The sequence below is a fragment of the Bacillus sp. DB-2 genome (assembly GCF_003315125.1).
Lineage (GTDB): Bacteria > Bacillota > Bacilli > Bacillales > Bacillaceae_G > Bacillus_A > Bacillus_A mycoides.
The window spans coordinates 126,879-153,092 of record NZ_QNRN01000003.1 but is presented as its reverse complement, the minus strand read 5'-3'; the positions used below and the strand labels follow the sequence as shown (position 1 = coordinate 153,092).

25 protein-coding genes and 1 pseudogene are annotated in these 26,214 nt (G+C 37.3%); 9 read left to right on the top strand and 17 right to left on the bottom strand.

The genetic code is table 11. The features are described 5' to 3' along the window. Both DET63_RS30545 and DET63_RS06265 read left to right on the top strand, forming a co-directional pair. Positions 1-785: MSCRAMM family protein (locus tag DET63_RS30545; protein ID WP_258550628.1), on the top strand; the 785-nt coding region annotated here is incomplete at its 5' end. A gap of 651 nt (positions 786-1,436) precedes the next feature. Further along, positions 1,437-2,835, top strand: a pseudogene (locus tag DET63_RS06265) (M28 family metallopeptidase). Positions 2,836-3,024: 189 nt separating this feature from the next. On the opposite strand, the gene argS reads toward DET63_RS06265, so the two are convergent. Together argS and DET63_RS06255 are read right to left on the bottom strand one after the other, a co-directional pair. Beyond that, the gene (argS, locus tag DET63_RS06260) at positions 3,025-4,695 is read right to left on the bottom strand and encodes an arginine--tRNA ligase (RefSeq protein ID WP_002016342.1); all 1,671 of its coding nucleotides are present in this window, start codon (positions 4,693-4,695) and stop codon (positions 3,025-3,027) included. Next, positions 4,695-5,132, bottom strand: coding sequence for a YwiB family protein (locus DET63_RS06255; RefSeq protein WP_002089794.1), 438 nt, complete (start codon positions 5,130-5,132; stop codon positions 4,695-4,697). The genes argS and DET63_RS06255 overlap by 1 nt, the downstream gene beginning before the upstream one ends. A gap of 202 nt (positions 5,133-5,334) precedes the next feature. Between DET63_RS06255 and DET63_RS06250 the strand changes: the two genes are divergently transcribed. Beyond that, positions 5,335-6,321, top strand: a complete 987-nt coding sequence (locus DET63_RS06250; RefSeq protein ID WP_113936174.1) for a S66 family peptidase — start codon at positions 5,335-5,337, stop codon at positions 6,319-6,321. A 25-nt stretch (positions 6,322-6,346) separates the two neighbouring features. Here DET63_RS06250 and DET63_RS06245 read toward each other — a convergent pair whose 3' ends face one another. Continuing rightward, positions 6,347-6,709, bottom strand: a complete 363-nt coding sequence (locus DET63_RS06245) for a YxeA family protein (RefSeq protein ID WP_002130097.1) — start codon at positions 6,707-6,709, stop codon at positions 6,347-6,349. A gap of 234 nt (positions 6,710-6,943) precedes the next feature. Here DET63_RS06245 and DET63_RS06240 point away from each other — a divergent pair, with 234 nt between their 5' ends. After that, positions 6,944-7,981, top strand: a complete 1,038-nt coding sequence (locus DET63_RS06240; RefSeq protein WP_002068536.1) for a PTS sugar transporter subunit IIC — start codon at positions 6,944-6,946, stop codon at positions 7,979-7,981. A 319-nt stretch (positions 7,982-8,300) separates the two neighbouring features. Here the strand turns inward: DET63_RS06240 and speB are convergent, their stop codons facing one another. The 4 genes from speB to DET63_RS06220 form a co-directional block, all read right to left on the bottom strand. Then, complete coding sequence (speB, locus tag DET63_RS06235; RefSeq protein WP_113936173.1) at positions 8,301-9,173, bottom strand: agmatinase; 873 nt, start codon at positions 9,171-9,173, stop codon at positions 8,301-8,303. A gap of 218 nt (positions 9,174-9,391) precedes the next feature. Beyond that, on the bottom strand, positions 9,392-10,219 hold the full coding sequence (gene speE, locus DET63_RS06230; protein WP_000424693.1) for a polyamine aminopropyltransferase: 828 nt from the start codon (positions 10,217-10,219) through the stop codon (positions 9,392-9,394). A 186-nt stretch (positions 10,220-10,405) separates the two neighbouring features. After that, positions 10,406-11,569, bottom strand: a complete 1,164-nt coding sequence (locus DET63_RS06225; RefSeq protein ID WP_113936172.1) for an MFS transporter — start codon at positions 11,567-11,569, stop codon at positions 10,406-10,408. Positions 11,570-11,574: 5 nt separating this feature from the next. Continuing rightward, the gene (locus DET63_RS06220) at positions 11,575-11,982 is read right to left on the bottom strand and encodes a MerR family transcriptional regulator (RefSeq protein ID WP_002016353.1); all 408 of its coding nucleotides are present in this window, start codon (positions 11,980-11,982) and stop codon (positions 11,575-11,577) included. 152 nt (positions 11,983-12,134) lie between these two features. Between DET63_RS06220 and DET63_RS06215 the strand changes: the two genes are divergently transcribed. Then, a complete protein-coding gene (locus tag DET63_RS06215) occupies positions 12,135-12,860 on the top strand; it encodes a glycerophosphodiester phosphodiesterase (protein ID WP_113936171.1) in 726 nt (241 codons plus the stop codon). Between the two features lie 100 nt (positions 12,861-12,960). Continuing rightward, on the top strand, positions 12,961-15,012 hold the full coding sequence (locus DET63_RS06210; protein WP_113936170.1) for a transglycosylase domain-containing protein: 2,052 nt from the start codon (positions 12,961-12,963) through the stop codon (positions 15,010-15,012). Positions 15,013-15,044: 32 nt separating this feature from the next. On the opposite strand, the gene DET63_RS06205 is transcribed toward DET63_RS06210, so the two are convergent. Beyond that, complete coding sequence (locus DET63_RS06205; protein WP_002016357.1) at positions 15,045-15,554, bottom strand: YwhD family protein; 510 nt, start codon at positions 15,552-15,554, stop codon at positions 15,045-15,047. 25 nt (positions 15,555-15,579) lie between these two features. After that, a complete protein-coding gene (locus DET63_RS06200) occupies positions 15,580-16,254 on the bottom strand; it encodes a site-2 protease family protein (protein ID WP_113936169.1) in 675 nt (224 codons plus the stop codon). A 112-nt stretch (positions 16,255-16,366) separates the two neighbouring features. Between DET63_RS06200 and DET63_RS06195 the strand changes: the two genes are divergently transcribed. After that, positions 16,367-16,552, top strand: a complete 186-nt coding sequence (locus DET63_RS06195; RefSeq protein WP_001147171.1) for a 2-hydroxymuconate tautomerase — start codon at positions 16,367-16,369, stop codon at positions 16,550-16,552. Positions 16,553-16,591: 39 nt separating this feature from the next. Here the strand turns inward: DET63_RS06195 and DET63_RS06190 are convergent, their stop codons facing one another. The 6 genes from DET63_RS06190 to DET63_RS06165 form a co-directional block, all read right to left on the bottom strand. Next, positions 16,592-17,896: an HD domain-containing protein gene (locus tag DET63_RS06190; RefSeq protein WP_113936168.1), complete on the bottom strand. Its 1,305-nt coding sequence runs from the start codon at positions 17,894-17,896 to the stop codon at positions 16,592-16,594. A gap of 145 nt (positions 17,897-18,041) precedes the next feature. Further along, the gene (locus DET63_RS06185; RefSeq protein WP_113936167.1) at positions 18,042-18,980 is read right to left on the bottom strand and encodes an ABC transporter substrate-binding protein; all 939 of its coding nucleotides are present in this window, start codon (positions 18,978-18,980) and stop codon (positions 18,042-18,044) included. A gap of 202 nt (positions 18,981-19,182) precedes the next feature. Then, complete coding sequence (locus tag DET63_RS06180; protein ID WP_113936166.1) at positions 19,183-19,995, bottom strand: ABC transporter ATP-binding protein; 813 nt, start codon at positions 19,993-19,995, stop codon at positions 19,183-19,185. A 15-nt stretch (positions 19,996-20,010) separates the two neighbouring features. After that, complete coding sequence (locus tag DET63_RS06175) at positions 20,011-21,027, bottom strand: FecCD family ABC transporter permease (protein ID WP_002089808.1); 1,017 nt, start codon at positions 21,025-21,027, stop codon at positions 20,011-20,013. Continuing rightward, the gene (locus DET63_RS06170) at positions 21,024-22,079 is read right to left on the bottom strand and encodes a FecCD family ABC transporter permease (protein ID WP_113936165.1); all 1,056 of its coding nucleotides are present in this window, start codon (positions 22,077-22,079) and stop codon (positions 21,024-21,026) included. The genes DET63_RS06175 and DET63_RS06170 overlap by 4 nt, the downstream gene beginning before the upstream one ends. Positions 22,080-22,315: 236 nt before the next feature. Further along, a complete protein-coding gene (locus DET63_RS06165; RefSeq protein ID WP_002089811.1) occupies positions 22,316-22,540 on the bottom strand; it encodes a YuzB family protein in 225 nt (74 codons plus the stop codon). 289 nt (positions 22,541-22,829) lie between these two features. On the opposite strand from DET63_RS06165, the gene DET63_RS06160 reads away from it, so the two are divergent. After that, the gene (locus DET63_RS06160) at positions 22,830-23,525 is read left to right on the top strand and encodes an RsfA family transcriptional regulator (RefSeq protein WP_002089813.1); all 696 of its coding nucleotides are present in this window, start codon (positions 22,830-22,832) and stop codon (positions 23,523-23,525) included. Between the two features lie 29 nt (positions 23,526-23,554). Here DET63_RS06160 and DET63_RS06155 read toward each other — a convergent pair whose 3' ends face one another. Further along, on the bottom strand, positions 23,555-24,145 hold the full coding sequence (locus tag DET63_RS06155; protein WP_113936314.1) for a lipoprotein BA_5634 family protein: 591 nt from the start codon (positions 24,143-24,145) through the stop codon (positions 23,555-23,557). Positions 24,146-24,318: 173 nt separating this feature from the next. On the opposite strand from DET63_RS06155, the gene lipL reads away from it, so the two are divergent. Continuing rightward, positions 24,319-25,164: an octanoyl-[GcvH]:protein N-octanoyltransferase gene (gene lipL, locus DET63_RS06150; protein WP_113936164.1), complete on the top strand. Its 846-nt coding sequence runs from the start codon at positions 24,319-24,321 to the stop codon at positions 25,162-25,164. 69 nt (positions 25,165-25,233) lie between these two features. On the opposite strand, the gene pta is transcribed toward lipL, so the two are convergent. Beyond that, positions 25,234-26,205, bottom strand: coding sequence for a phosphate acetyltransferase (gene pta / locus DET63_RS06145; RefSeq protein WP_113936163.1), 972 nt, complete (start codon positions 26,203-26,205; stop codon positions 25,234-25,236). Positions 26,206-26,214 lie beyond the last annotated feature (9 nt).

Sequence of the window (26,214 nt, the reverse complement as noted above, 5' to 3'; positions counted from 1 at the left end):
ACATCGACAGCTCTACTCTTGAAGGTGCTATCTTTAAAATCGTTGATCAAAGCGGCAATGATGTTCGTACTGATTTAACTACTAATAAAGATGGGAAAATTAGCGTTTCTGATTTACGTCCAGGAGACTATCAGTTCGTTGAAACGAAAGCTCCTACTGGCTATGATTTAAGTGCTAAGCCAATTCCTTTCACAATTACGAAGGGACAATCTGGGGTTACCTCTGTTAAAGCTTTAAATAGCTTAACAACAGGTTCAATTGAGTTAACTAAAGTTGATATTGATCACCGTGGAACACTTGAAGGTGCCATTTTCAATATCTTAGACCACGATGGAAAAATAATCCGAGAAGGCCTAAAAACAGACCAACACGGTAAATTAATCGTAAATGATTTGAAACCTGGTAATTATCAATTAGTGGAAACAAAGGCTCCTGAAGGCTATCAATTAGATGCTTCACCGATAAGCTTTACAATTGAAAAAGCTCAAGCTACACCACTACAAATTACAGTTTCAAATAAGAAGATCGAATCTTCACCAGGTGGAGATGATAAACCAATTACTCCTCCAAATAAAGAGGAGAAACCAGGAAAAGAAACTTCCGAGGAACTAGAAAAAGGAAATCCTGAAACACAGACAAACAAACAGCAAGATGATCGAAATATAGATAAAAAACTTCCAAATACAGGTCATAAAGAAGATCATACACAAGCAGCAGGTATCGTTCTTCTACTAGCTGGATTGTTAAGTATTTTAGCCACAAAACGTAAAAAACATTATAAATAATATGTTTTACAGCCAATCAATTTATTAGTTGATTGGCTGTTTTTTTTGTGCAAAAAAGACGATACACAAAGTATCGTCGTTTTAACGGGGTGAGGCTGTCCAAAAGTACGGAAAACTCTTGAACAGCCTCGTATTTTCATATGGATGCCTTACATATATCACTGATGACAATTATGAAATGCGGAAACATAGTTACCATCACGTGATTGAAACAAAACAAAAGAAAAGAAACCCTATAACGGATCCCTTTTCCCTACATAATCTAAAGTTTGGGTACACTAGATTCATGCAATGTAGGAGCCTTCAGAACAGAAAGCGAACCTTCATTTAAAATGATAGCATACATATATCCGCTGAAAATATGCAAATGTGCATATAGCGTTTTTTATTTCTCAACATATATTTATTGAAAATTCAGATATATAAAGGTAAGATAAAGTGAAACTTTAATCAGTGAGGGTTTTGTCCATCCCTCATTGATTATTAGCCCACACCAATCGGGCTTTTACGGGCAGCCCGACTCCCATCTAACTTCTTTGCTTTACAGCTGAATTTTGAGATTGGGGTTTTACTGCCCAAAAATAGCGGGATATAGTCGTTATCCGTCTTCTTTTGTCAGTCAGAGAGAATAGAAGAATGGGAGAGGAAAAAATGAGAAAATCACTGAAACAAAAAATAGTAAGCTCCTTGCTTGCTGTATCACTCGCCGTTAGCTTAGCTCCAATCGGGCGCAAAAGCTGATTCCACGTCAGAAATTACACAGACTCCACCTATTACAAAACAAGTTGATGCAAACCGCGCCATCAAGCATATCCGTTTCTTATCCGAAACAATCGGTCCCCGTCCAGGTGGTACAAAATCAGAAGAATGGGCTTCTCGCTATGTTGGTATGAAGCTTAAATCAATGGGATATGAAGTAGAGTATCAGCCCTTCCAAGTGCCGGATCAATACGTTGGATTTATCGAATCACCATTAGGGACAAAGCGTAATTGGCAAGCTGGTGCTGCTCCAAATGCACTAATTTCTACAGAAGCTGTTACAGCTCCGCTTATCTTTGTTCAAGGTGGTACAAAATTAGACGATATTCCAAATGAGGTAAACGGCAAAATTGTTTTATTCGAAAGAGGTGCAACAGTAGCAGATTATAATAAACAGGTTGAAAATGCTGTTAGTAAAGGGGCAAAAGGTGTTCTGTTATACAGCTTAATTGGCGGACGCGGGAACTATGGACAAACTTTCAATCCTCGCTTAACTAAAAAACAGGCTATCCCTGTCTTCGGTCTTGCTTATGCTCAAGGAAATGCATTTAAAGAAGAAATCGCTAAAAAAGAGACAACAATTCTTTCCCTAAAAGCGAGACATGAATCTAATTTAACATCCTTAAATGTCATCGCTAAAAAGAAACCAAAAAATAGTACAGGTAATGAAAAGGCCGTCGTTGTAAGTTCACACTACGATAGTGTCGTTGGAGCACCTGGGGCAAATGATAATGCTTCTGGTACAGGATTAGTATTAGAACTGGCTCGTGCTTTTCAAAATGTAGAAACTGATAAAGAAATTCGTTTTATTGCTTTTGGTTCTGAGGAAACTGGCTTACTTGGCTCTGATTATTATGTTAATAGTCTGTCCCAAAAGGAACGTGATCGAATTTTAGGTGTCTTTAACGCAGACATGGTTGCAACAAATTATGATAAAGCAAAAAATTTATATGCAATGACTCCTGATGGCTCAACAAACCTTGTAACAGATGCTGCCTTACAAGCAGGTAAACAATTAAATAATAATCTCGTTCTCCAAGGTAAATTTGGCTCTAGTGATCACGTACCATTTGCTGAAGTGGGTATTCCTTCTGCACTATTTATTTGGATGGGCGTCGATAGTTGGAATCCATTAATCTATCATATCGAAAAGGTATATCACACGCCTCAAGATAATGTATTAGAAAACATTTCGCCTGAACGTATGAAAATGGCATTGGAAGTTATCGGAACTGGTGTTTATAACACTCTTCAAAAACCTGTTACTCAAACAGGTCAAAAAGCAGCTTAATACAGATCAAAAAAGGCAACCACATGTTATTGTGATTGCCTTTTTATAAACTTCTGCTTTTCTTTATTGTCCAGCTCCAGCGGCTAGAATATTCGGTGGTTTCGCGCCTTCCTCTGAGGCAAAATACGCCTCTCTGTCAGGAGCTCCATCCACCTCCTATTCTGAACGAGCCGCTTCCGCTTTTCTTTATTACATTTTTTCTGGTGCAGATACTCCTACGATTGCTAATGCATTTTGAAGTGTCGTGCGTACTGCTTTCATTAATTCGTAACGAGCTTTACTTAATTCTAAGTTATCTTGGTTTAATACTTTTTCTGCATTGTAGAAGCTGTGTAATGCTGCTGCTAATTCAAATGCATAGCTTGTAATGCGGTGTGGCAGACGCTTTTGCGCTGCATCCGCAACTACAGCTGGGAATTCACCCAGTTTTTTCAGTAACTCTACTTCTTTCTCAGAAGTAACAAGTTTGTAATTCACGTCTCCGCCTGTAGCTAATCCTAGCTCTTCACCTTGACGAAGGATACTGCATACACGAGCATGTGCATATTGTGCATAGTATACTGGGTTTTCATTAGATTTTGATACAGCTAAGTCCATATCGAAGTCTAAATGAGAATCACCGCTACGCATTGCGAAGAAGTAACGCATTGCGTCCACGCCTACTTCTTCCATAAGCTCACGAAGTGTAACTGCTTTACCTGTACGCTTACTCATTTTCATTTTTTCACCATTTTGGTACAGTTGTACCATTTGGATGATTTCTACTTCAAGTGTTTCTTTATCGTAGCCTAGTGCTTGAATAGCAGCTTTCATACGAGGAATGTAACCGTGGTGGTCAGCACCCCAAATGTTGATTAGCTTATCGAAACCACGCTCTAATTTATCACGGTGATAAGCGATATCTGGCGTTAAGTATGTGTAAGAACCGTCATTTTTAATTAATACACGGTTTTTGTCGTCACCGTAAGTCATCGAACGGAACCAAGTTGCTCCGCCTTCTTCAAAGATTTCGTCACGCTCTTTTAATACAGCAAGAGCCTGATCAATTTTTCCGTTTTTGTATAATGATGTTTCTGAGAACCACACATCGAAGTTAACACGGAAGCTTGCTAAGTCTTTTTGAAGTTTTGCTAACTCATATTTTAAACCATATGAACGATAGAATTCATAGCTTTCTTCTGCATCAGCTTTTGCATAACGATCGCCAAACTCTTCAGCTAAACGTTTACCGATTCCAATGATGTCCGCACCATGGTAACCGTCTTCTGGCATTTCTTTCTCTAAACCTAAAGCTTGCATGTAACGAGCTTCAACAGAAAGAGCTAAGTTATGAATTTGATTACCAGCATCATTAATGTAGTACTCACGAGATACATCATATCCTGCTTTTGCTAATACGTTACATAAAGTGTCACCTACTGCCGCACCACGTGCATGTCCTAAGTGAAGATCGCCTGTTGGATTCGCAGATACGAACTCAATTTGTACTTTTTCACCTTTACCAGTATTCGTTTCACCGTATGCTTCACCAGCGTTGACGATTGTTGGGATTAAGTCTGTTAAGTAGCTATTATCCATGTAGAAGTTAATGAAACCAGGACCAGCGATTTCAATTTTTTCAATAGAAGCTTTTGCTTTATCGAAGTTTGCAACTAATTCTTCTGCAATCATACGAGGTGCTTTTTTCGCAACGCGTGCAAGTTGCATTGCCATATTTGTAGAGAAGTCACCATTTGTTTTATCTTTTGGAGATTCTAATACAACGTTTGGAATTTGTTCTTCTGTCGCTAGTTCTGCCTTTAATACAGCAGCTTGAATTTCTTCTTTAATCAATCCTTTTACTTGTTCTAAAGAATTCATTATTTTGCCTCCTTCAAATTAAGTGTAATTGTATATCTGCCAGCTTCTTGTTCACTTAGAAGCAATGCGTACGTTAAGAAGAGTTGTCCTTTTTTCTTTTCATCCGACCATTTAAAAAGAACGTTATCAGTTTTCGTTTGCAATGCAAACGTACCAAGTTCACTCGTATACGTACCAGTTGTCCATTCACCTTTCACATGCGTCTGACGCATAGAAATAGCACCTGAACGCATAATGAGAACTTGTTCATCTTGAATTTTAATAATTGTTTTCACTTCGCCTTGTTCGTTCGGCTCTTGGAATGTTATATATGTACCTTGACCTTTTACATAGTATTGACCATTTGCTTCAAAAGCAACGGTTTCCTTCCTCGCCCCTTCACGGATTTCTGTTACGAAATGAACGTGTACCGGCAAGCCTGCAAGTTGTTTCTTCACGTCTTGCACACCCTTCAAATGTTATAGATATTAAATACTACTTATAATAAATCACTTTTCCTATCATATCAAAAAAAGACTCTGTCTGTCTGCTGAAAAATCAGGAAAACTCCTTTTCAAAAAATAATTCACCTTCACTTTATTTCATATGTTAAAATATTTTTTAAATCTAAATATTCTTTTATTTTAAGGGGTGAATTTGGTGCTACCAACAAAATTTAAAAAAGGTGATGAAATAAGGGTTATTTCACCATCTTGTAGTTTAAGTATTGTCTCAAATGAAAACAGAGACCTTGCTATAAAAAGATTAACCGACATAGGCTTTCAAGTTACATTCTCAAAATATGCTGATGAGATAGATCGATTCGCTTCCTCTTCTATTTCTTCACGAGTTCAAGACCTCCACGAAGCATTTAGAGATCCTAATGTAAAAGCCATTTTGACGACACTTGGCGGATACAACTCTAACGGTTTATTGAAACATCTCGATTATGATTTAATTCGAGAAAATCCGAAAATTTTCTGCGGTTATTCTGATATTACCGCTTTAACTAACGCGATTTATGCTAAAACAGGCTTAGTTACATATTCAGGTCCTCACTTCTCTTCATTTGGAATGGAGAAAGGGCTCGATTATACGACCGATTACTTTTTAAAGTGCTTAACTTCTCATGAACCTATTGAAATACTACCAGCTGAAACTTGGAGCGATGACTCTTGGTATATGGATCAAGAAAATCGAAAATTTATTAAAAATGAAGGATATGTTTCGATTCAAGAAGGAGAAGCTACAGGGGATATTATCGGCGGCAATATGAGCACATTTAATTTACTGCAAGGTACACCATATATGCCAAGCTTACAGGGCAAAATTTTATTTCTTGAAGAGGATAGTTTAACAGGAAAATCTACCCTAAAAACTTTTGATCGATATTTACATTCTCTTATGCAGCAACCTGACTTTGAACATGTAAAAGGCATTGTTATAGGACGAATGCAAAAAGGAGCAGAATGTACGATAGAAGACATTCAAGAAATGATTGCTTCAAAGCCTGAACTTACACATATACCTATCATTGCAAATACAAGTTTCGGACATACAACTCCTATTTTTACTTTCCCAATTGGCGGAAGGGCAAAAATCATTTCTAATAAAGAAAGTTCAGCTATCACCATTTTAACTCACTAAAAAAGGAGCGAACGATTCGCTCCTTTTATGGTTTTTCTATTTTTTGCAACGCTTTTTGCGGGATTGATTCTTTCGAGATTTCAGCCCATCCTTTTCCCTGCATACCTTTTGCATAAATTTTTATAAAAGCACCCGTATGCAATTCACGGTTCACCATTCTTTTAATAACTTGTAGCTTTCCATCTTCTGTATACCCTTTAAATGTATACAAATATTCATCGTCTTTTTTTTCACTTTTATCTATAACAGCATAATAATCTTGTATTTCTTTATTTGAAAAGAAGTTGTCTACAAAAGCATGCACACCTTCTGTTTTCGTGTTTAAATAATATGCTGTTCCTCCTAAAATAATGGCGAACACAGCTAAAACTTTAATTACCAATTTCATAAATGCGCCTCCTGTTTGCACTTCTTTCTCACTAACTGTCTGTCTATACCTGTATTATACGAAAAAAGGCATACTATACTCTATCGAAATGCCTTACACTTTCCTTACATTATTGTAAGAGTTTTTCACCTTACAGCAATTTCCCAATAAAAATTTTTTCCGTTTAACAAACTTTTATATTATTATTGAATGATACAAATTTTTATTACAAAAATCAAAGGAGACAGTTTTCAAATGGCTATCTTGCAAGGTTTAGCACTATTACTTGTTGTACTTTGTCTATTTACACTTTTCAGTTACCGTGCGCCTTACGGAATGAAAGCAATGGGCGCTTTAGCTAATGCAGCAATCGCAAGTTTTCTTATTGAAGCATTTCACCGTTATATTGGTGGAGAAATGTTTCATAATGACTTTTTACAATCAGTAGGAGAAGCTTCTGGTAGTATGAGCGGTGTCGCAGCGGCAATTTTAGTCGCATTGGCAATCGGTGTCTCACCCGTATACGCTGTTTTAATCGGTATCGCTACTAGCGGATTCGGTATTTTACCAGGATTTTTCGCTGGATACGTTTGTGCTTTCGTCGTAAAATTTCTCGAAAAGAAATTACCAGCTGGTGTAGAATTTTTAGCAATCCTATGTATTGCCGCACCAATTTCACGCGGAATGGCCATGCTTATGGATCCACTCGTTAACGCAACGCTTGGTAAAATCGGTTCTATGATTTCAGTTGCGACTACAGAAAGTCCTATCATTATGGGTATTATGCTTGGTGGATTAATAACAGTTATTTCTACATCTCCATTAAGTTCTATGGCACTAACTGCAATGCTTGGATTAACTGGTTTACCAATGGCAATTGGTAGTCTTGCCGTAGCAGCTTCTGCCCCAATGAACTTCATTTTCTTTAAGCGACTAAAAATCTGTTCAAAGAAAGATACAATCGCCGTGGCAATCGAGCCGTTAACACAGGCCGATGTTGTCTCAGCAAATCCAATTCCTATCTATATGACAAACTTTGTTGGCGGTGCGCTTGCCGGTATTATTACGTCGCTATTCCAGCTCGTTAATAATGCACCAGGGACAGCATCACCAATTCCAGGACTTCTCGTACTGTTCGGATTTAATGATGTAATAAAAGTAACGATTGCTGCCGTATTATGTGGAATCGTTACCACTATTGTTGGATACGTCGGTTCCATTGTGTTCCGCAAATATCCAATCCGTTCTGCTGATGAAATTCGCGGAATTACTTCGGAAGAGAAAGTTGCGTAAAGAAAGGGAGCTATTCTCATCGTTTGAGAATAGCTCTTTTTTATGTCGCATGACGGTAAGTGAAATTATATTGAACACAACTCCGCATATATCGACGTTTCGACAAAGGATATCGACTTAACTACTAAATAAGACAATAATAACCTACCTATTAATAAAAGAAGCCGGCTCAAAACACTTTTTGAGTCGGCTTCACTTTTACTTTATCTAGCTACAGCGGCTAGAATGTTCGGTGGCTTCACTTCTTCCTTCGAGGCAAAAAACGCCTCTACGTCTGAAGCTCCATCCCCCTCACATTCTGAGCAAGCTGCCTCCGCTTTTACTTCACCCAACCGAGCAGCATTTCCCGCACGAATTTGCTTGCTGCGATTGGTGTTTGATCACTATGATCGTAGACTGGAGCTACTTCTACTAAGTCTGCTCCGACTACTTTTATATTTGAATTTGCAATTGCTACGATGGACTCTAATAGTTCTTTAGATGTGATGCCTCCAGCTTCTAATGTTCCTGTTCCAGGAGCGTGAGCTGGGTCTAATACATCTATGTCAATTGTGACATAGACTGGGCGTCCTGCAAGTTTCGGTAATACTTCCTTTAACGGTTCTAATACGTCAAATTTATATAAATTCATACCTACTTCTTTTGCCCATTCGAATTCTTCCTTCATTCCAGAACGAATACCGAAAGAATATACGTTTTCCGGACCAATTAAATCGCACACTTTACGAATTGGTGTAGAGTGAGATAAAGGCTCTCCCTCATATGACTCACGTAAGTCAGTATGAGCATCCATATGGATGATTGCTAAATCCGGATATTTTTTTGCCATTGCCTTAAAAATTGGCCAAGACACTAAGTGCTCTCCGCCGAGACCTAGTGGAAACTTACCGGCACCTAATAGTTTTGTTACATATTCTTCAATCATGTCTATGCTGCGCTGTGGATTCCCAAATGGTAATGGGATATCACCCGCATCAAAATATTTTACCTCTTCTAGTTCACGATCTAAATACGGACTATATTCCTCAAGACCGATTGATACTTCACGAATACGTGCAGGGCCAAAGCGAGATCCTGGACGGAAACTTACTGTCCAATCCATAGGCATCCCGTAAATAACTGCCTCTGACTCTTCAAAACTTGGATGACTTTTAATAAATACTTTACCTGAATAAGCTTCATCAAAACGCATATTCTTTTCCTCCTTATGTGGAACTTAAGGTATCCCAACCTTTCACTATTTCTCAAATTTGGAGCGCATTGCTCCTCTTTCTCGATTTACCTGGGCCTTCTTGTTATCACAAGAAGACTACTTCATTTGTAGCAGTGTAAGTAACTAGCATGTTCAAGCCTTCTAGACAAACACCTTAAATGAGTTACTTACACTTTATTTATTTCAATTTAACGCTCTTACTTAATTAAATCGCCAACAAATTTCGGTAATGCGAATGCTGCATTGTGTAATTCTTTTGTGTAATATTTCGTTTCGATTTCATGGAAACGCTCTTCACTTACTTCTAATGGATCATGTTTTTTAGATCCGATTGTGAACGTCCAAAGTCCACTTGGATACGTCGGAATGTTTGCTGTGTATAGACGAGTAATTGGGAAAATCTCTTTTACGTCTTTAAACACAGTTGTAATTAGTTCTGGTGTAAACCAAGGGTTGTCCGTTTGGGCAACGAAAATACCATCTTCTTTTAACGCTTTTGAAATTCCAGCGTAGAAGCCTTTTGTAAATAAGTTTACTGCTGGACCTACTGGCTCAGTAGAATCTACCATAATTACGTCATATTCGTTTTCGCTTTCTGCGATGTGTAGGAAACCGTCTCCTACTTTTACTTCTACACGCTCATCATCTAATGCACCTGCAATTGATGGTAAGTACTGCTTAGAGTACTCAATTACTTTTCCATCGATTTCAACAAGAGTTGCTTTCTTCACGCTTGGGTGTTTTAACACTTCACGAATAACACCACCATCGCCACCACCAACAACTAATACGTTCTCAGGGTTTGGATGTGTAAATAAAGGTACGTGCGCTACCATTTCATGATAAACGAACTCGTCCTTTTCTGTCGTCATAACCATGCCGTCTAAAATAAGCATGTTTCCGAACTCTTCCGTTTCAACCATATCAAGCTTTTGAAATTCTGTTTGCTCCGTATGTAATGTGCGGTTAATACGCGCCGTAATTCCAAAATGCTTTGTTTGTTTTTCAGTGAACCATAGTTCCATCGTACAATCACGCCTTTCGCTGCAAATTTATAATGGGGACATCATTAATGTCCCCTACCAAAAATAAAACAAAACATCCAAAAAGTATAGTTAAAAGTAAAAAAATACCGAAAATATATTTTAGTCAGAGGGTTCTAACATATATGTAAAAAGGGTTTGCTCTGTAATAGGAAAGAAAACCCTTTCTTAAGAAAGGGCTTCTGTCTCTATTTCTACCGGTTTACGAATCGGAATTAAGATCATTACGCAACCAACTAACACAACAATTCCACCGACTAAAAACGGACTTTGTGGTGAAACTGTATGACCGATGACTCCTGATAAAATTGGAGCAATCGCGCCCCCTAACCAACGAACGAAGTTATAAACACCTGATGTAACAGATCTTTCATAAGGTGAAATATCCATTACATAACTTGTAAATAACGCGTTATTTAAGCCTGATGCTAATCCTGATAGAACGATTAATACGATTTGTAACCACATAATTTTAACGAAGAATAGTGCAATTAAGAAAATCGCAAATACGAGTAAACTACCTTTTAACAATGTTTTCGGTTCATATTTACCTTCTAGCTTATGCGCTAAAATTGCTGATCCGTAAGCTAATGCTAATCCCCATCCGCAAAATACAAATCCTAATTGAATAGCAGATAAATGCATAATAAGTGGTGAATATGCTAACACGACGAAAAATCCGTAGTAATATAACATCCCGGAAATGGCACCTTGCATAAAAGGTTTATACTTCACCAGGTTAAGTAATTCACCTACGCCTGCTGCTTTACGCTTCACTTTTCGCTCCGGTTCTTTTACAAAAAAGAAAACTAAAATAAATGCTAAAAAAATTAAAATACTCGTCGCAAAAAATGGGTAACGCCAAGAATGTCCACCTAATATACCACCTAACAATGGGCCACCTGCCATCCCTAAACCGATAGCTGCTTCATATAATCCTACTGCTTCATGAACTTCTTTACTTAATGCAATTAGTAATGTCATCGCCGTTGCGAAGAACATCGCATTTCCTAATCCCCACCCCGCGCGGAAAAGAGATAATTGAGCAATCGTTTGCGATATACCACATATAAATGCAAATACAGTTACAATCGCAAGACCGATTGTCATCATTCGTTTATCACCAAATCTTGATGCAAATATTCCAGCTGGTAACATCATAATTGCCATCGTTAAAATATAAGCTGTAAATAACATCTCGACTTGCCAATGCGAAGCACCAATTTGTTCAGCAATACTTGGTAAAATTGGGTCGACTACTCCTATACCTGAAAAGGCAAGGAAGGTAGCCACCACTGTAATCAATCTCCCTAATTTTTGTTTGCTCTCCATTTTGATTACTCTCCTTTTGTATTCTCTAAAAATGTAACTGCACGGCTTAAACTATCCTCTAGCTCTGCCTTAACACGCTGCATTTGCTCCATTTTTTCGTCTAACGTTTGCACTTGTTTTTCAAGCATCTCTTTAATTTCTTGAATCACTTCACGGTCACGCGGATTCTCACTATTTCTTCTTTGTTCCATTCTTTCTTTTAACGATAAGAAATGTTGCATTTCTTGAAGCGTAATTCCTAGTACTTCTTTCGCTTCCACAATCCTTTTAATTCTCGCAATGTCCTCGTCTGTATACAGGCGAATGTTCCCCTCACTTCGTTCTGGGGGATGAATTAAACCAATTTCCTCATAATAACGAAGTGTACGCTTTGTTAAACCAACTTGCTTTGTTACTTCATCGATTTTATACATGTTTATTCCTCCCTTCACTTGATTATTACATTTTACGTTAACGTTAACTTTTATGCAACTGTTAGACTTTTGTAAATGTTTGTCCTATTCAATTGTATTTTTTCCAAGGCAGTTTCATAATGAAGAAAAAGAGATGATAAGGAGATTTTCACATGAATAAACCACTTATTTTCGCTCACCGCGGGGTAAAAGGGACACATCCAGAGAATACGATGATTGCCTTTCAAGAAGCCGAACGCATTGGTGCTCATGGAATTGAACTTGATGTCCATTTATCAAAAGATGGTGAACTTGTCGTAATTCACGACGAAACCGTCGATCGTACAACAAATGGCATAGGACTTGTTTCTGAAAAAACTGTAGAGGAATTACAAGCTTTAGATGCTGGTAGCCATAAAGATCCTTCTTTCCATGAGGCGAAAATCCCAACATTACGAGAAGTATTTATTTGGCTCTCTACAACAAATTTACAACTTAACATTGAATTAAAAACAGATGTTCTTCATTATCCAGATATTGAAGAACAAGTTGTTGCTCTTGTTCGTGAATACCATCTATCCAATCAAATTGCATTTTCATCATTTAACCACGATTCCGTTTCATTATTAGCAGAAATTGCTCCAGAAATTCCAAGAGCGATTTTGTACGATACACCACTTGCAGATCCTATTGCTGAAGCAAAAAGGCGCGAGGCGACTGGATTACATCCAAACTTTCAATTATTAACGAAAGAGTTTGTCCAATTAGCACAGGGGCAAGGATACGTTTTTCGTCCTTACACCATTAATGAATATAAAGATTTACAAACTATGATTGACTATGGTGTAGATGTCATCATTACCGATTGGCCAGCACGTGCCTTTGAGCTCCTTTCTTAATTGAAGGGGCTTTTTTGTTTTCAAAATTTCATTGTTTAAAATAAACGAAAACCCTCAATACTAATACAATAATGCTTGTATTAATGAGGGGCTGAAAAAGATGGATCAAACTATGAATCCAAAACTTAAAAAATATAAACGTCTTTTCTTCACCGTAATGTTTTCTTGTGTTCTTTTTTTCGTTTTTTCCTTTTTTATTATCATTATAGCTGCAAAAATTATGGGGCCTCCCCCTGTTGCAGTGCCGCAAACGAGTGTCTTTTACGCTAATGATGACACTGTTATAGGACAAAGTAACGAAACACAAAAGCGCTATAATGTATCTCTTGATGAAATTTCTCCTTATGTAAAAGAGGCAACACTATCTATTGAAGATCAACGATTCTACAAACATCATGGATTTGATATAAAGCGCATTGTTGGTGCCATTGTTGCCGATTTAAAAGCAATGGCAAAAGTACAAGGTGCTAGTACTATTACACAACAGTATGCTCGTAACCTATACTTAGATCATGATAAAACGTGGAAGCGTAAACTATTAGAGGCAATGTATACCGTTCGCCTTGAAGTGAACTATAATAAAAATCATATTTTAGAAGGATATTTAAATACAATTTATTACGGGCATGGTGCTTACGGAATCGAAGCTGCTTCTCGCCTTTATTTCGATAAAACTGCAAAAGAATTAACATTAGCAGAAGCTAGTATGCTCGCAGGCATTCCGAAAGGACCTAGCTTCTACTCTCCCTTTTTAAAAGAAAAGCGTGCTAAAGGGCGTCAATCTCTCATATTAGATGAAATGGTAGAACAAGGTTATATTACAAAACAGCAAGCTACCTCAGCGAAAAAGGAAACACTTACTTTTGCTTCATTGGATACGAAAAAAGTTGCAGAAATTGCACCTTACTTCCAAGATGCTGTACAAGCTTCTCTTCTTCGTGATATCGGATTAGATGAGCAAGCCTTACAGCGAGGTGGCTTACGTATTTATACAACGCTAGACCCTAAATTACAATCTGTAGCAGAGCAAGCTGTAAAAAATCATATACCTGAAACAACAAACATCCAAACTGCCCTCGTCTCTATGAATCCAAAAACGGGTGAAGTGGCTGCCCTTGTTGGTGGAACTGATTATAATACGAGTCAATTTAACAGAGCTACACAAGCCGCTCGTCAGCCCGGCTCTACATTTAAGCCATTCCTATATTACGCAGCCTTAGAACGAGGATTCACCCCTGCTACGCGCTTAAAAAGCGAATACACTGTATTCACTTTAGGTGACGGTGTTTCCAAATATAAACCGAAAAATTATAAAAACTATTATGCAGACGACTTTGTGACAATGGCACAAGCACTCGCTGTTTCTGATAACGTATATGCTGTGAAGACAAATCTATTTTTAGGCGAAGACATTCTTACAAAAACAGCGAAGCAATTCGGTATTACTAGCGCATTAAAAGATGTTCCGTCTCTTGCTCTCGGCACATCTCCTGTAAAACCAATTGAAATGGTCAATGCTTATAGCATGTTTGCAAACGGCGGGAAAGAAGTAAAACCAATCTTTATAAGGCGCATCGTTGATCACGAAGGAAATATGCTATACGACGCTCATTTAGAAAGTAAACAAGTTCTAGATAAAAGCAAAGCCTTTGTGATGGAAGAAATGATGGCAGGTATGTTTAATAAAAAACTAAGCAGTTATGCCGCTGTGACCGGTCAATCGATGTTATCAAAATTATCAAGAACATATGCTGGAAAGTCTGGTTCTACAGAAACTGATAGTTGGATGATTGGATTTACCCCGCAGCTCGTAACAGGGGTTTGGATTGGATACGATCAACCTAAATCCATTTCAAACGTAGCAGAACAAGGATACGCAAAAAAAATATGGACCGATACAATGGAAAAAGGATTAGATGGACAGCCTAAACAAGAATTCAAACAACCAGCAGATGTTGTTGCAGTCGATGTTAATCCTGAAAACGGTAAGATTGCTACAAAAAACTGTCCCATTTCTGTGAAAATGTATTTCGCAAAAGGTACAGAGCCAACAGAGTATTGTATGGATCACGTTGATGATAAGGAAGAGTTCGAAAAGGTTAGTGAAGAGAAGAAAAAGGCGGGTTGGTGGAAAAAATATCTCCCGTGGTAAAAAAATAGCTGACGGAAATCCGTCAGCTATTTTTATTCGCCTAATAATGCGTGGCGCAATTCTTCACTAGATTCGTTCCAAATTGCTTCATTATGCTCTTTTAAGAATGTACCAAGTACTTTTTTAGATGATTCATCCATATGATCAATCATGATGTGACGCTTTAGTGATTTATCCATTTTGTTTACATGCTCTGGAAGTGATTTATATCCGCGGCGAATTTCACGATCAACTGTCATTTCACAGGCTGTTGCACCTGCGTAATAAGCACCGTTTGGTGTTCTTTCAATTGTTACCCAAACGAGCCAAAACGGTTTTCCGTTTGGAACTTCATCTTTATTTGTTAAAAACTTAATTCCTTTTTCTACTGTACTACGCGCATGCATCGCACCGATATCAACGAACGCAGTTTTCTCTAATACATCAACAAATACAGGAGAAATATTTTCTAAACTTAATGCCCCAACGCCAAAACCACCATGTCCATCTGTTGAATCATTTTTCACGATATTAAAACCGATTTTTTTCTTTTTCTCTGTCATATGTAAACTCCTCCTCACTTAATGATTAAAAAAGCCTGAAAATAGGCGCAATGATATTTTGTAAAAATACTAATACATATGGAATAACAACATTGAAAATAGGTTGAATTGTGTAATTGCTAAGCGGTGTAATAACAAGAATTAATAACGCAATTGATCCATACTTTTCATACTGTGTCATTTTCGCACGAATATTTGCTGGTGCTAAATCTTCCACAACGCGATACCCATCAAGTGGCGGGATTGGTAATAAGTTAAATACAAGTAAAACAATATTAAGCATAATAAAAATTTGGAAAAATTGATCCAGCGTATCTGCTACTGCAAGTGGCATCGCATTTAACACACCAAATGTTATTAAGCTATACCAAATAATTAAACCAATTGCACTTAAAATAAGATTACTTATCGGTCCCGCAATAGAAACTAATATTCCTGCAAGACGCGGTCTTTTAAAGTTATATGGGTTAACAGGCACGGGTCTTGCCCAACCGAATCCAAGAATTAATACAGCAATCATCCCGATAGGATCTAAATGAGCCATCGGTGATAACGTTAACCGTCCTTGTTTTTTCGCTGTATCGTCTCCAAATTTATATGCAACATACGCATGTGCAAATTCATGCACAGATAGCGCAATAATAATCGCCATTGCTACCAATGGAATTTGTTGCAACGGGTATCTAAATAACTGATCCATAACTCATCTCCTCTTCAATATGTCAAAAAAAGAAATTATTTGTTTTTCCGATTGTTCTTCTTCATAATCCGCTATAATAAGAGTGTAACTTACATAAAAGGAGCGATTGTACATGCCATACGTAACAGTGAAAATGCTAGAAGGACGCACAGAAGAACAAAAGAAAGCTCTTGCTGAGAAAGTAACCGCAGCAGTAAGCGAAACAACTGGTGCTCCTGAAGAAAACATCGTTGTTTTCATCGAAGAAATGTCTAAAAACCATTATGCAGTTGGCGGAAAACGCTTAAGCGACAAATAATTTCAAGTTTTTTCATAAGAAGCAGCTCTTAGCTGCTTCTTATTTCTTTCCTTCTAACAACTCGATAATTCTCTCTTTATATTTTCCTTTTCTTCCATCTTCATAGATTAAATCATGCGGATAGAATAACTTTTGATCCGTTCTCTTCTTACCCGTAATCGCCTCAACAATATCCGATTCACGCGAAAGCTCTCTAAGTTCCCCATTCGGCATAAGGAGTAAGATTGGCAGACGCTCTTCTTCTTCTCCTGCACGGTAAAAGTCATACGGTAAGTCTGATGTTGAATCAACAACTAAATAATACTCTGGATCTAGTCCAATCTTCTTAAATAAGCTACTTAATTCCATCCAATTATCTAAACCGTGCTTATCTGTAAACTCTACATATTTAAATAGATTTCGATTCATAAAACGACGGCATAAGTCACTTAAAATTGGATCTTCTTCCTCTTGCCATACTTGGAAGTAATAATACATTACGTTCTCGTCTAACTTTAAATAATCCTCTACTGTCACTTCTTCTTCAAATAAAGAATAGAAATGAACAGGATGATATTTAAACGCATAATACTTCTCATGCAACGATTTAGCTCGGTGTAAAATCTTCGTTAAAATAACTTCTGCACTACGTGTTACCGGATGAAAATATACTTGCCAATACATTTGATAACGGCTCATAATATAATGCTCTACAGCATGCATACCACTATTTTTAATGACAACTTGATTACCGTACGGGCGCATGACACGCAGTATACGTTCCATATCAAAATTCCCATACTTTACGCCAGTAAAATATGCATCTCTTAATAAATAATCCATACGATCAGCATCAATTTGGCTTGAAATCATACTAATCGCTAATTTATTAGTAGATGTTTTCGCAATTACATCTGCTACCTTTTGCGGAAACTCCTTATCAACACGGCTTAACACATCGTTAATTTCCGTATTGCCAACGATAATCTTTTGCGTAAATTTCTCATGATCTAACAAAAATACTTTTTCAAACGAGTGAGAAAACGGGCCGTGACCGACATCATGAAGTAATGCCGCACATAAACATAATAATCTATCTTCAGCATTCCAATTTGGTCTGCCATCAAACACATCATCAATCATACGACGAATAATTTCATATACACCTAACGAATGAGTAAAGCGACTATGCTCTGCACCGTGAAATGTAAAAAATGTCGTTCCAAGCTGCTTAATACGGCGCAAGCGTTGAAATTCTTTCGTTCCGATTAAATCCCAAATAACACGATCACGCACGTGCACATATTTATGTACTGGGTCTTTAAACACTTTTGTTTCGCTGAGTTTGTCGTTTAAATATACCACCTTCCGACATCCCCCTTTCTTTACTGCATTCTTACTATATATTATAAACGATATAGGAAACAGAAAGAAATGAAAGACTGTATTAATTCCTTGTATATAAAGAAAAATCACTTTTACCGAAGTAAAAGTGATTTTTCTTTATATATTATTTTCCTAAAACAAACTCAGCAACTTCGTCTAAGATCATTTCTTTACCTAGTGGGAAGTATCCTTTATTTAGGTCTTCATTGCTAATTGTAAATACGTGGTTGTTTTTAACAGCGTTCATGTTTTTCCAAATTGATTCTTCTTGGAATTCTTTTAAGCGCTGAGAACCATCACCCGTTGTAAATACGAATAAGTAATCTGGGTTGTAATCAATTAAAGCTTCTTTTTGTACTTGTACTAGCGGTTTATCAGTTGGTGTACCTTTAACTGCTGGTAATTTTAAGTCATTAAAGATTACGCTACCGTAACCGTAGTCACCGTATACGCGGAATGCGTTTGGATATGCAGCCATTTTCATGAATGTTGCATCACCAGTTTTAGCGATGATTTTGTCATGTAATTTGCTTGCTTTTTCATCATACTGTTTGAACCATTCTTTTGTTTCTTTCTCTTTACCTAAGATTTGACCTACTTCTTCGAATTTTGGACGCCATTGGTCTAATGGAGTCTTTAACATAACTGTTGGTGCAATTTTAGATAATTGATCATAAATTTTTTCTTGACGATTGTTTACAATAATTAAGTCTGGTTTTGCAGCAGCCACTGCTTCGATGTTAATTTTATCGCCCCAAGCAGAACCAACTGGTTTAACGTCTTTTAATTTATTTGCAATATGTGCATCAATTTTTTCTTGAGATGTATTAGCAGTAATAATTGGTTTCATACCAAAGATTAATAATTCTTCTGTTGAACCACTAAGGTCAGCAATTTTCTTTGGATTTGCAGGAATTTTAATTTCCCCTTTTGCGTGTTGTACAGTGCGCTCTTCAGTCTTCGCATCTGCTTTCTTTTCTTCTTCTTTGTTAGAACAAGCTGCAAATAGTACAGAAGTAACAACTAGTACCATTGCTAATAGTGCCATTTTAAAATTCTTCATATTCCGACTCCTTCTAGCTGTATTTCTCTTATAATTTGCATGTAACTATAAGAAACGAAAAAAACATTTAATTAATATATTTTTATTAATTGTTGTTTATAACCCGTTCTAACGGGCGTTCAACTTCCCATCCGTGGGTAAGAAGCTCAACGTCCATTAGAACTCCCCCTCTCACCTCTTTAAGAGGGGGAAATTCTATTAATTATGCTTTTTTACGCAATTGATTATTAATCATCGCTAAATCGTATGTTAAACAAATTGGTTTACAGTTTACTGGACATGGAACGATTTGAGCTTCGATTTCAAATACGTCACGAAGCGTTTCACTTGTCATAACTTCATCTGGCGTTCCTTGTTTCATTAACTTCCCAGCTTTTAATGCAATCATATGATCAGAGAAACGAGAAGCATGATTTAAATCGTGAATAACCATAACAATCGTTCTGCCTTCTTCTTTGTTTAACTTCTTCAGTAAGTTTAATACCTCAAGTTGATGAGCCATATCTAAGTATGTTGTTGGTTCATCTAACACGAGTAAATCTGTTCCTTGTGCAAGAGCCATCGCAATCCATACACGTTGACGTTGACCACCTGATAAAGCTTCTGCTGGACGATTTGCAAATTCTGTCATCCCCGTCACTTCAAGTGCCCAATGAATGTAGCGATAATCCTCTTCTTTCAATGTTCCAAATCCTTTTTGATGAGGAAAACGTCCATATGAAACAAGTTCAAACACAGTAAGGCCTGTTGGCACTTCTGCAGTTTGTGGTAAAATCGCCATTTTCTTTGCGATTTCTTTCGTTGGCTGTTTCTCAATTGCTTTTCCATCAAGATAAACAGTACCTCGTTTTGCTTTCAAAATACGAGAAGCCGTTTTTAATAATGTGGATTTCCCACAACCATTTGGTCCAATAATCGTTGTAATTTGTCCTTCCGGAATTTCAACCGTTAATCCATCTATAATTAACCCTTCATTATACCCAACAGATACCGCATCAACTGCTAAAGTTGCCATACAAAAAGCCTCCCTTTATTTTGTCCTCATAAGTAGATATATGAAATATGGTGCGCCAATTACAGAAATAACAAGACCGACCGGTATTTCTGAAGTTGGTAACACACTTCTGGAAATTACATCTGCAAATAAAAGTAAAAACGTTCCTATTAATGCAGCCGTTGGTAACATAATTTGATGTTTACCACCAACGAGGCTTCTCGCTAAATGCGGAGCCATTAAACCGATAAAACCAATACCGCCCGCAACAGCGACAGATGCACCAGCTAAACAAACTGCAATAAATAATAATTTACGTCTTTCCTTTTCTACGTTTACACCAAGACCAACTGCTGTAGAGTCGCCTAAATTCATTACATTTAATATGTGCGCTTTACTAATGGCCAGTGGTAAGAAAATAACCATCCATGGGAGTACACTTAGTACGAACTTCCAATCTGTTCCCCATAAACTTCCTGCCAACCAAATCGTTGCAAAACGGAAGTCGTTCGATGTCATCTTCATAGAAAAAATTAAACTAACAGCACCAAATCCGGCTGCAACAGCGATACCAACAAGAATTAATCGAGTGGATGAAACACCGTCTTTCCATGCTAGTAAATAAATAATAACCGCTGCTAATATCGCACCAACTAGCGCGAAGAATGGAAGAATAAATACAGATAAAAATGTACCAGTTCCAACTTTTCCAAAGAAAAAGTAGACGAATACTACAACTGTTAATCCCGCTCCGGCGTTAATACCGATAATACCTGGATCAGCAAGTGGATTTCGTGACAGCCCTTGCAAAATTGCACCTGACATAGCTAATGCAGAACCGACTAATATAGCAATAACCATACGTGGCATACGAAATTCAAATAAAATAACAGATTGATCTTCTGCACCTAATCCAACCAATGACTTTAATACATCCATTGGAGGTATTTTAAATGTTCCTGTATTTAAGCTTACTAAAAATACAGCAACGATTAATCCTACTAAAATCGTTAAAATAGAAACGTTCTTTTTTGTTAAGACGCTCGTCCTCACATTTTTCCTCTCCCTTCGTTACGTGCTAAGTAGAGGAAGAATGGAACTCCAATTAGCGCTGTAATTGCTCCAATTGGAGTTTCAAATGGCGGATTAATAACGCGAGATAACATATCTGCACATTCAATTAACAATCCACCTAAGACCGCAGAACATGGAATAACCCATCTATAATCTGAGCCTACAAGGAAACGAGTCATATGTGGAATTACAAGACCAACAAATCCAACTGATCCTGCCATAGAAACCGCAGAACCCGTTAATACAAGAACAAGTACTGTTCCAATGAATTTAATTAATGTCGTATTTTGACCTAGCCCAATCGCGATCTCTTCACCAAAGCTTAAAATGGTAATATATCTCGACATCATAATTGCTATAATGAGACAAACAATACCAATCGGTACTAGCATATTAATACTTTGCCATTTCACTCCGGCAACGCCGCCTGCATTCCACATACTCACCTCTTGGGCAAGATTGAAGTACAATGCGATTCCAGATGAAATTGCTCCTAATAAAGCACTAATTGCAGCTCCAGCTAAAGCTAATTTCACAGGCGTTAATCCACCTGGTGAAGAAGTCCCAATACCATATACAATGCTCGCTCCAAACGCAGCTCCAATAAAAGATGCGATAACAAACATTAAATAAGGTGAATTAGGGAAGAATGCATACATAATTGCAATCCCGAATACAGCACCATCTGTAATCCCCATTAATGATGGTGATGCAAGTGGATTCCGTGTCATCCCTTGCATAATTGCTCCCGACACTGCTAAAAAGGCACCTGCAACTACGCCCCCTATTGCTCTTGGCATGCGAAGTTCTTGAATTACGTTATGATGCGTTATAGACCCATCAAACTGAAATACAGCTTGCCAAACGGTCTTTAAACTAATATCTGCAGCACCAAACGAAATAGAAACTGCCATGCTTAAAGCTAACAAAATTGTGCCTGCTATTAAAATAATAGAGGCAACGAGCGGTCTGCTCTTAATCTCTTTAACATTCACATCTTGCTGTTCTATACTCCTTGCGCTCGCTTCCATCCCTCAACCATCCTAACCAACAACATATATTTAATAAAATGAAATTTATTCTCAAATAGTAATAAAAAAATTAGATGAATTGTTTTTTTCCTGATAATGATTCTCAGAATCAGACACTTTCTATTCTACCTACCACGTCAAAAGACTGTCAACCATTATTTTGAAATACGAATTCATACAAAACGCTATCTTATGGACATAAAAAAAGAAGAGTAATCTGTTCACTCTTCTTTTTCTTACTTATTTAACTTTGCTTCAATTTTTATAATTAATTCGTCTTCTGTTGGAGCCGCAACTGGACGATTATTTACAAACGCGAATGATTTTTTACGACCAGGGCCACAGTAAGACTGACATGCAACCTCGATCGTTGCACATGAATCTACTTTTTTCAACTTCGGAATCAACGTTTTAACGTTCGTTGCCTGACAATCATCACACACACGAAATTCGTTTCCCATTATATATAACACTTCCTCTATTTTAAACTTTTCACAAGTACATTTAAAAATAAACACTAAATGGTATTTTACCGCTCTTTGAAGCTTGTTGCAAGTCTCCGGGCGTAGCTCTATTCCTATATAAAGCTACCTATTTTTTATATTTTCTCCTTCAAAAGCTTTCATCATTCATAGCCACATTTCTTCTCTTCATTGAAATCTACCATATTTTTAAAAGCTTTGTATAAAAGCTCATTTTTTTGCCCATTATAAAAATAGGAAGTTCATAAAAAGAAAGGGAGTTGAATCTATGAAAGTAAGACAAGATGCTTGGACAGACGAGGACGATTTATTACTTGCTGAAACGGTGCTTCGCCATGTTCGAGAAGGAAGTACTCAATTAAATGCTTTTGAAGAAGTAGGAGATCAGTTAAATCGCACATCTGCTGCTTGTGGTTTCCGCTGGAATGCTGTTGTTCGCTATAGCTATGAACAAGCTCTTCAACTAGCAAAAAAACATCGTAAAGATAAAATGCGTGCTGCGGGCGGTGAACAGACAAAAAAACGTTTGCTTTACACACCACCAGCTTCAGCGGCGGCGATAACTGATTATGAAGAATACGTACCGTATGAAACAGCTGTTCAATATACAGAAGCTACTCCATATCAAGAGCCGACTGTCCCTGCTCCAAAAAGCTCAATAACAATGCAAGATGTTATTTACTTTTTACAAACAGTTGGATCTTCAAATATAAAAGTAACAGCTCTTGAAAACGAGAATACGAGATTGAAACAAGAAATTAAAACGCAAATTCTGCGAAATGAAGAGCTAGAAAAGAAACTAGAAAAATTAGAACAACAATCTCATACTGTACAAGAGGATTACGAAACGCTTATGAATATTATGAACCGTGCTCGTAAATTAGCAGTAATGGATGATGAGGAACGCTCGCAAACATCTTTCCGCATGGATCGAAACGGTAATTTAGAAAAAATTGCAGAATAAGAAGGATGCATGCAATGCATCCTTTTTTATTATTTCACTTCAACCATATGTGCTTCTTCTACTTTAGAATCTCTTTTTATATCTGGGAAAATTTTTTCCTTTGGATTCTCTTTAAAAGCTGCTAATCCAATCGTTTTTACCGGTTCATTTATCTTTGTATATTCGGCATCGCTAACAACTGCATACATATCTGCATATTTACGCGCATCACCGATTACTACATTACCCTCATACTTCATTTTCTTTCCATCAATTACTACATCATTTTGTGTATCTTTAGCAAACACTATTCCCACTTCACCTGAAACAGACGGTAATGCTTTAATTGGTTCTACATCTTCTTTCACTACTTTTTTCAGCATTTTTTCTTTCACCATTTTTTCAGCTGTCGTTTTACTCATAATTAAAACTTTTTTCTCATTAACAGCTCCTAGTTTTGCTTCAAATGTATTTTGGGATTCAATTTTATCTTTATATTGATCCATTGTTTTTTGAACTCCCGTCTCATCTCCGTACATAACAACTCCAGTTGCTTGTGGTGCGATTATATCCATAATAGAACAACCGCTAAATACAGCAGCGGACATAATTGCTACGATTCCTAATTTAACTTTTTTCATTTGTATTCCTCCTAAAAGCATAATTGCATCTCCTAGTTTAACCACCGCAGCTAGTTTAACCAATTCACTTTCCTTACAACAACATTACAATTTAGTAAGATTTCTCCCTAAAACTACTTTCTATATTTTTGCTATAATAGAGATTGTCATTTTAAAAATAAGGGGTTAGTTATATGAGCAATTCCCGTTCGATTTTATCTCAGCCAGAGTGGCGTATTGTGGATCAGTCTAGTTTAGGACCAACATTTCATGCACTTCAGTCATTCGCAATGGATGACACGTTATGCACAAGTATCGGAAAAGGCCAATCCGCTGCAACAATGCGTTCTTGGGTTCATCACAATACAATTGTTCTTGGCATTCAAGATTCACGTCTACCACATTTAGAAGAAGGTATTTCCTTTTTAAAAGAAAACGACTTCAATGTTATCGTTCGTAATTCTGGTGGACTTGCTGTTGTACTTGATGAAGGTGTTTTAAACGTATCACTTTTATTCCAAGAAACAGAAAAGGGTATCGATATCGACCTTGGATACGATACGATGTGGCATTTAATTAAGGAAATGTTAAAAGATTACGATGTTACTATCGAGGCAAAAGAAATTGTTGGTTCTTATTGTCCTGGTAGCTACGATTTGAGCATTCGCGATCAAAAATTTGCTGGTATTTCTCAGCGTCGTATTCGCGGAGGCGTTGCTGTACAAATTTACTTATGTGCGACAGGAAGCGGATCTGAGCGTGCCGCACTCGTTCGTGATTTTTACAACGTAGCAATTCAAGGCGAAGAAACAAGATTTACGTATCCTGAAATTGTACCGAGTACGATGGCTTCACTATCTGAATTACTTGGCGAAACAATTACAGTGCGAGATTTAATGATGCGTCTTTTAAAAACGTTGCAAAAATTCACTCCAAAGTTAACACCATCTCAGCTGACAGTAGATGAAGTTCCTTTATATGAGACGAATTTACAACGTATTATTGACCGTAATAATAAGGCACTTGGTTTAGAAAAATAGAAACCAAAAAGACCACCCTCATTTCAAAAGAAATAGGATGGTCTTTTTTCATATTAATTCGTTATAGAATTAAAGTGCTTGAGCTGCTGTAATTAAAGCTAACTTGTACACTTCTTCTTCGTTACATCCACGAGATAGATCATTTACAGGCATATTTAAACCTTGTAAGATTGGTCCTACTGCTTCGAAGTTACCTAAGCGTTGAGCGATTTTGTAGCCGATATTACCAGCTTCTAAGCTTGGGAATACGAATACGTTAGCATCACCTTTAATTGTAGAACCTGGAGCTTTCTTCTCAGCTACAGATGGTACGAATGCAGCATCGAATTGGAATTCTCCATCTAAAGTTAATTCAGGAGCCATTTCTTTTGCAATGCGAGTTGCTTCTACAACTTTTTCTGTTTCTGGAGATTTCGCAGAACCTTTTGTAGAGAAGCTTAACATAGCAATGCGTGGGTCAATGCCGAATAGTTCAGCAGTTTTCGCACTTTCGATACCAATTTCAGCTAAATCTTGGCTGTTTGGTGCAATGTTAATTGCGCAATCAGCGAATACATACTTCTCTTCTTCACGTACCATGATGAATACGCCTGAAGTTTTTGTAACGCCTGGTTTTGTTTTAATAATTTGAAGTGCTGGACGAACTGTATCAGCTGTAGAGTGAGCTGCACCACTTACTAAACCTTGTGCTTTGCCCATGTATACAAGCATTGTACCGAAGTAGTTTTCGTCTTTAAGAATTTTACGAGCATCTTCTTCTGTTGCTTTACCTTTACGGCGTTCAACGAAAGATGCTACCATTGCATCCATTTCTTCGTATGTAGCTGGGTCATAAATATCAACGCCTGCTAATGTTAAATTCATGCTAGCAGCTTTTGCGCTAATTTCTTCTTTATTACCAACTAAAATTGGTTTTACTAACTCTTCTTTTGCTAAACGCTCTGCAGCGCCTAAAATTCTTTCATCAGTTCCTTCAGGAAGTACGATAGAAATGCCTTTTCCTTGAACTTGTTCTTTTACTGTTGTAAATAAGTTGCTCACGAATAAACC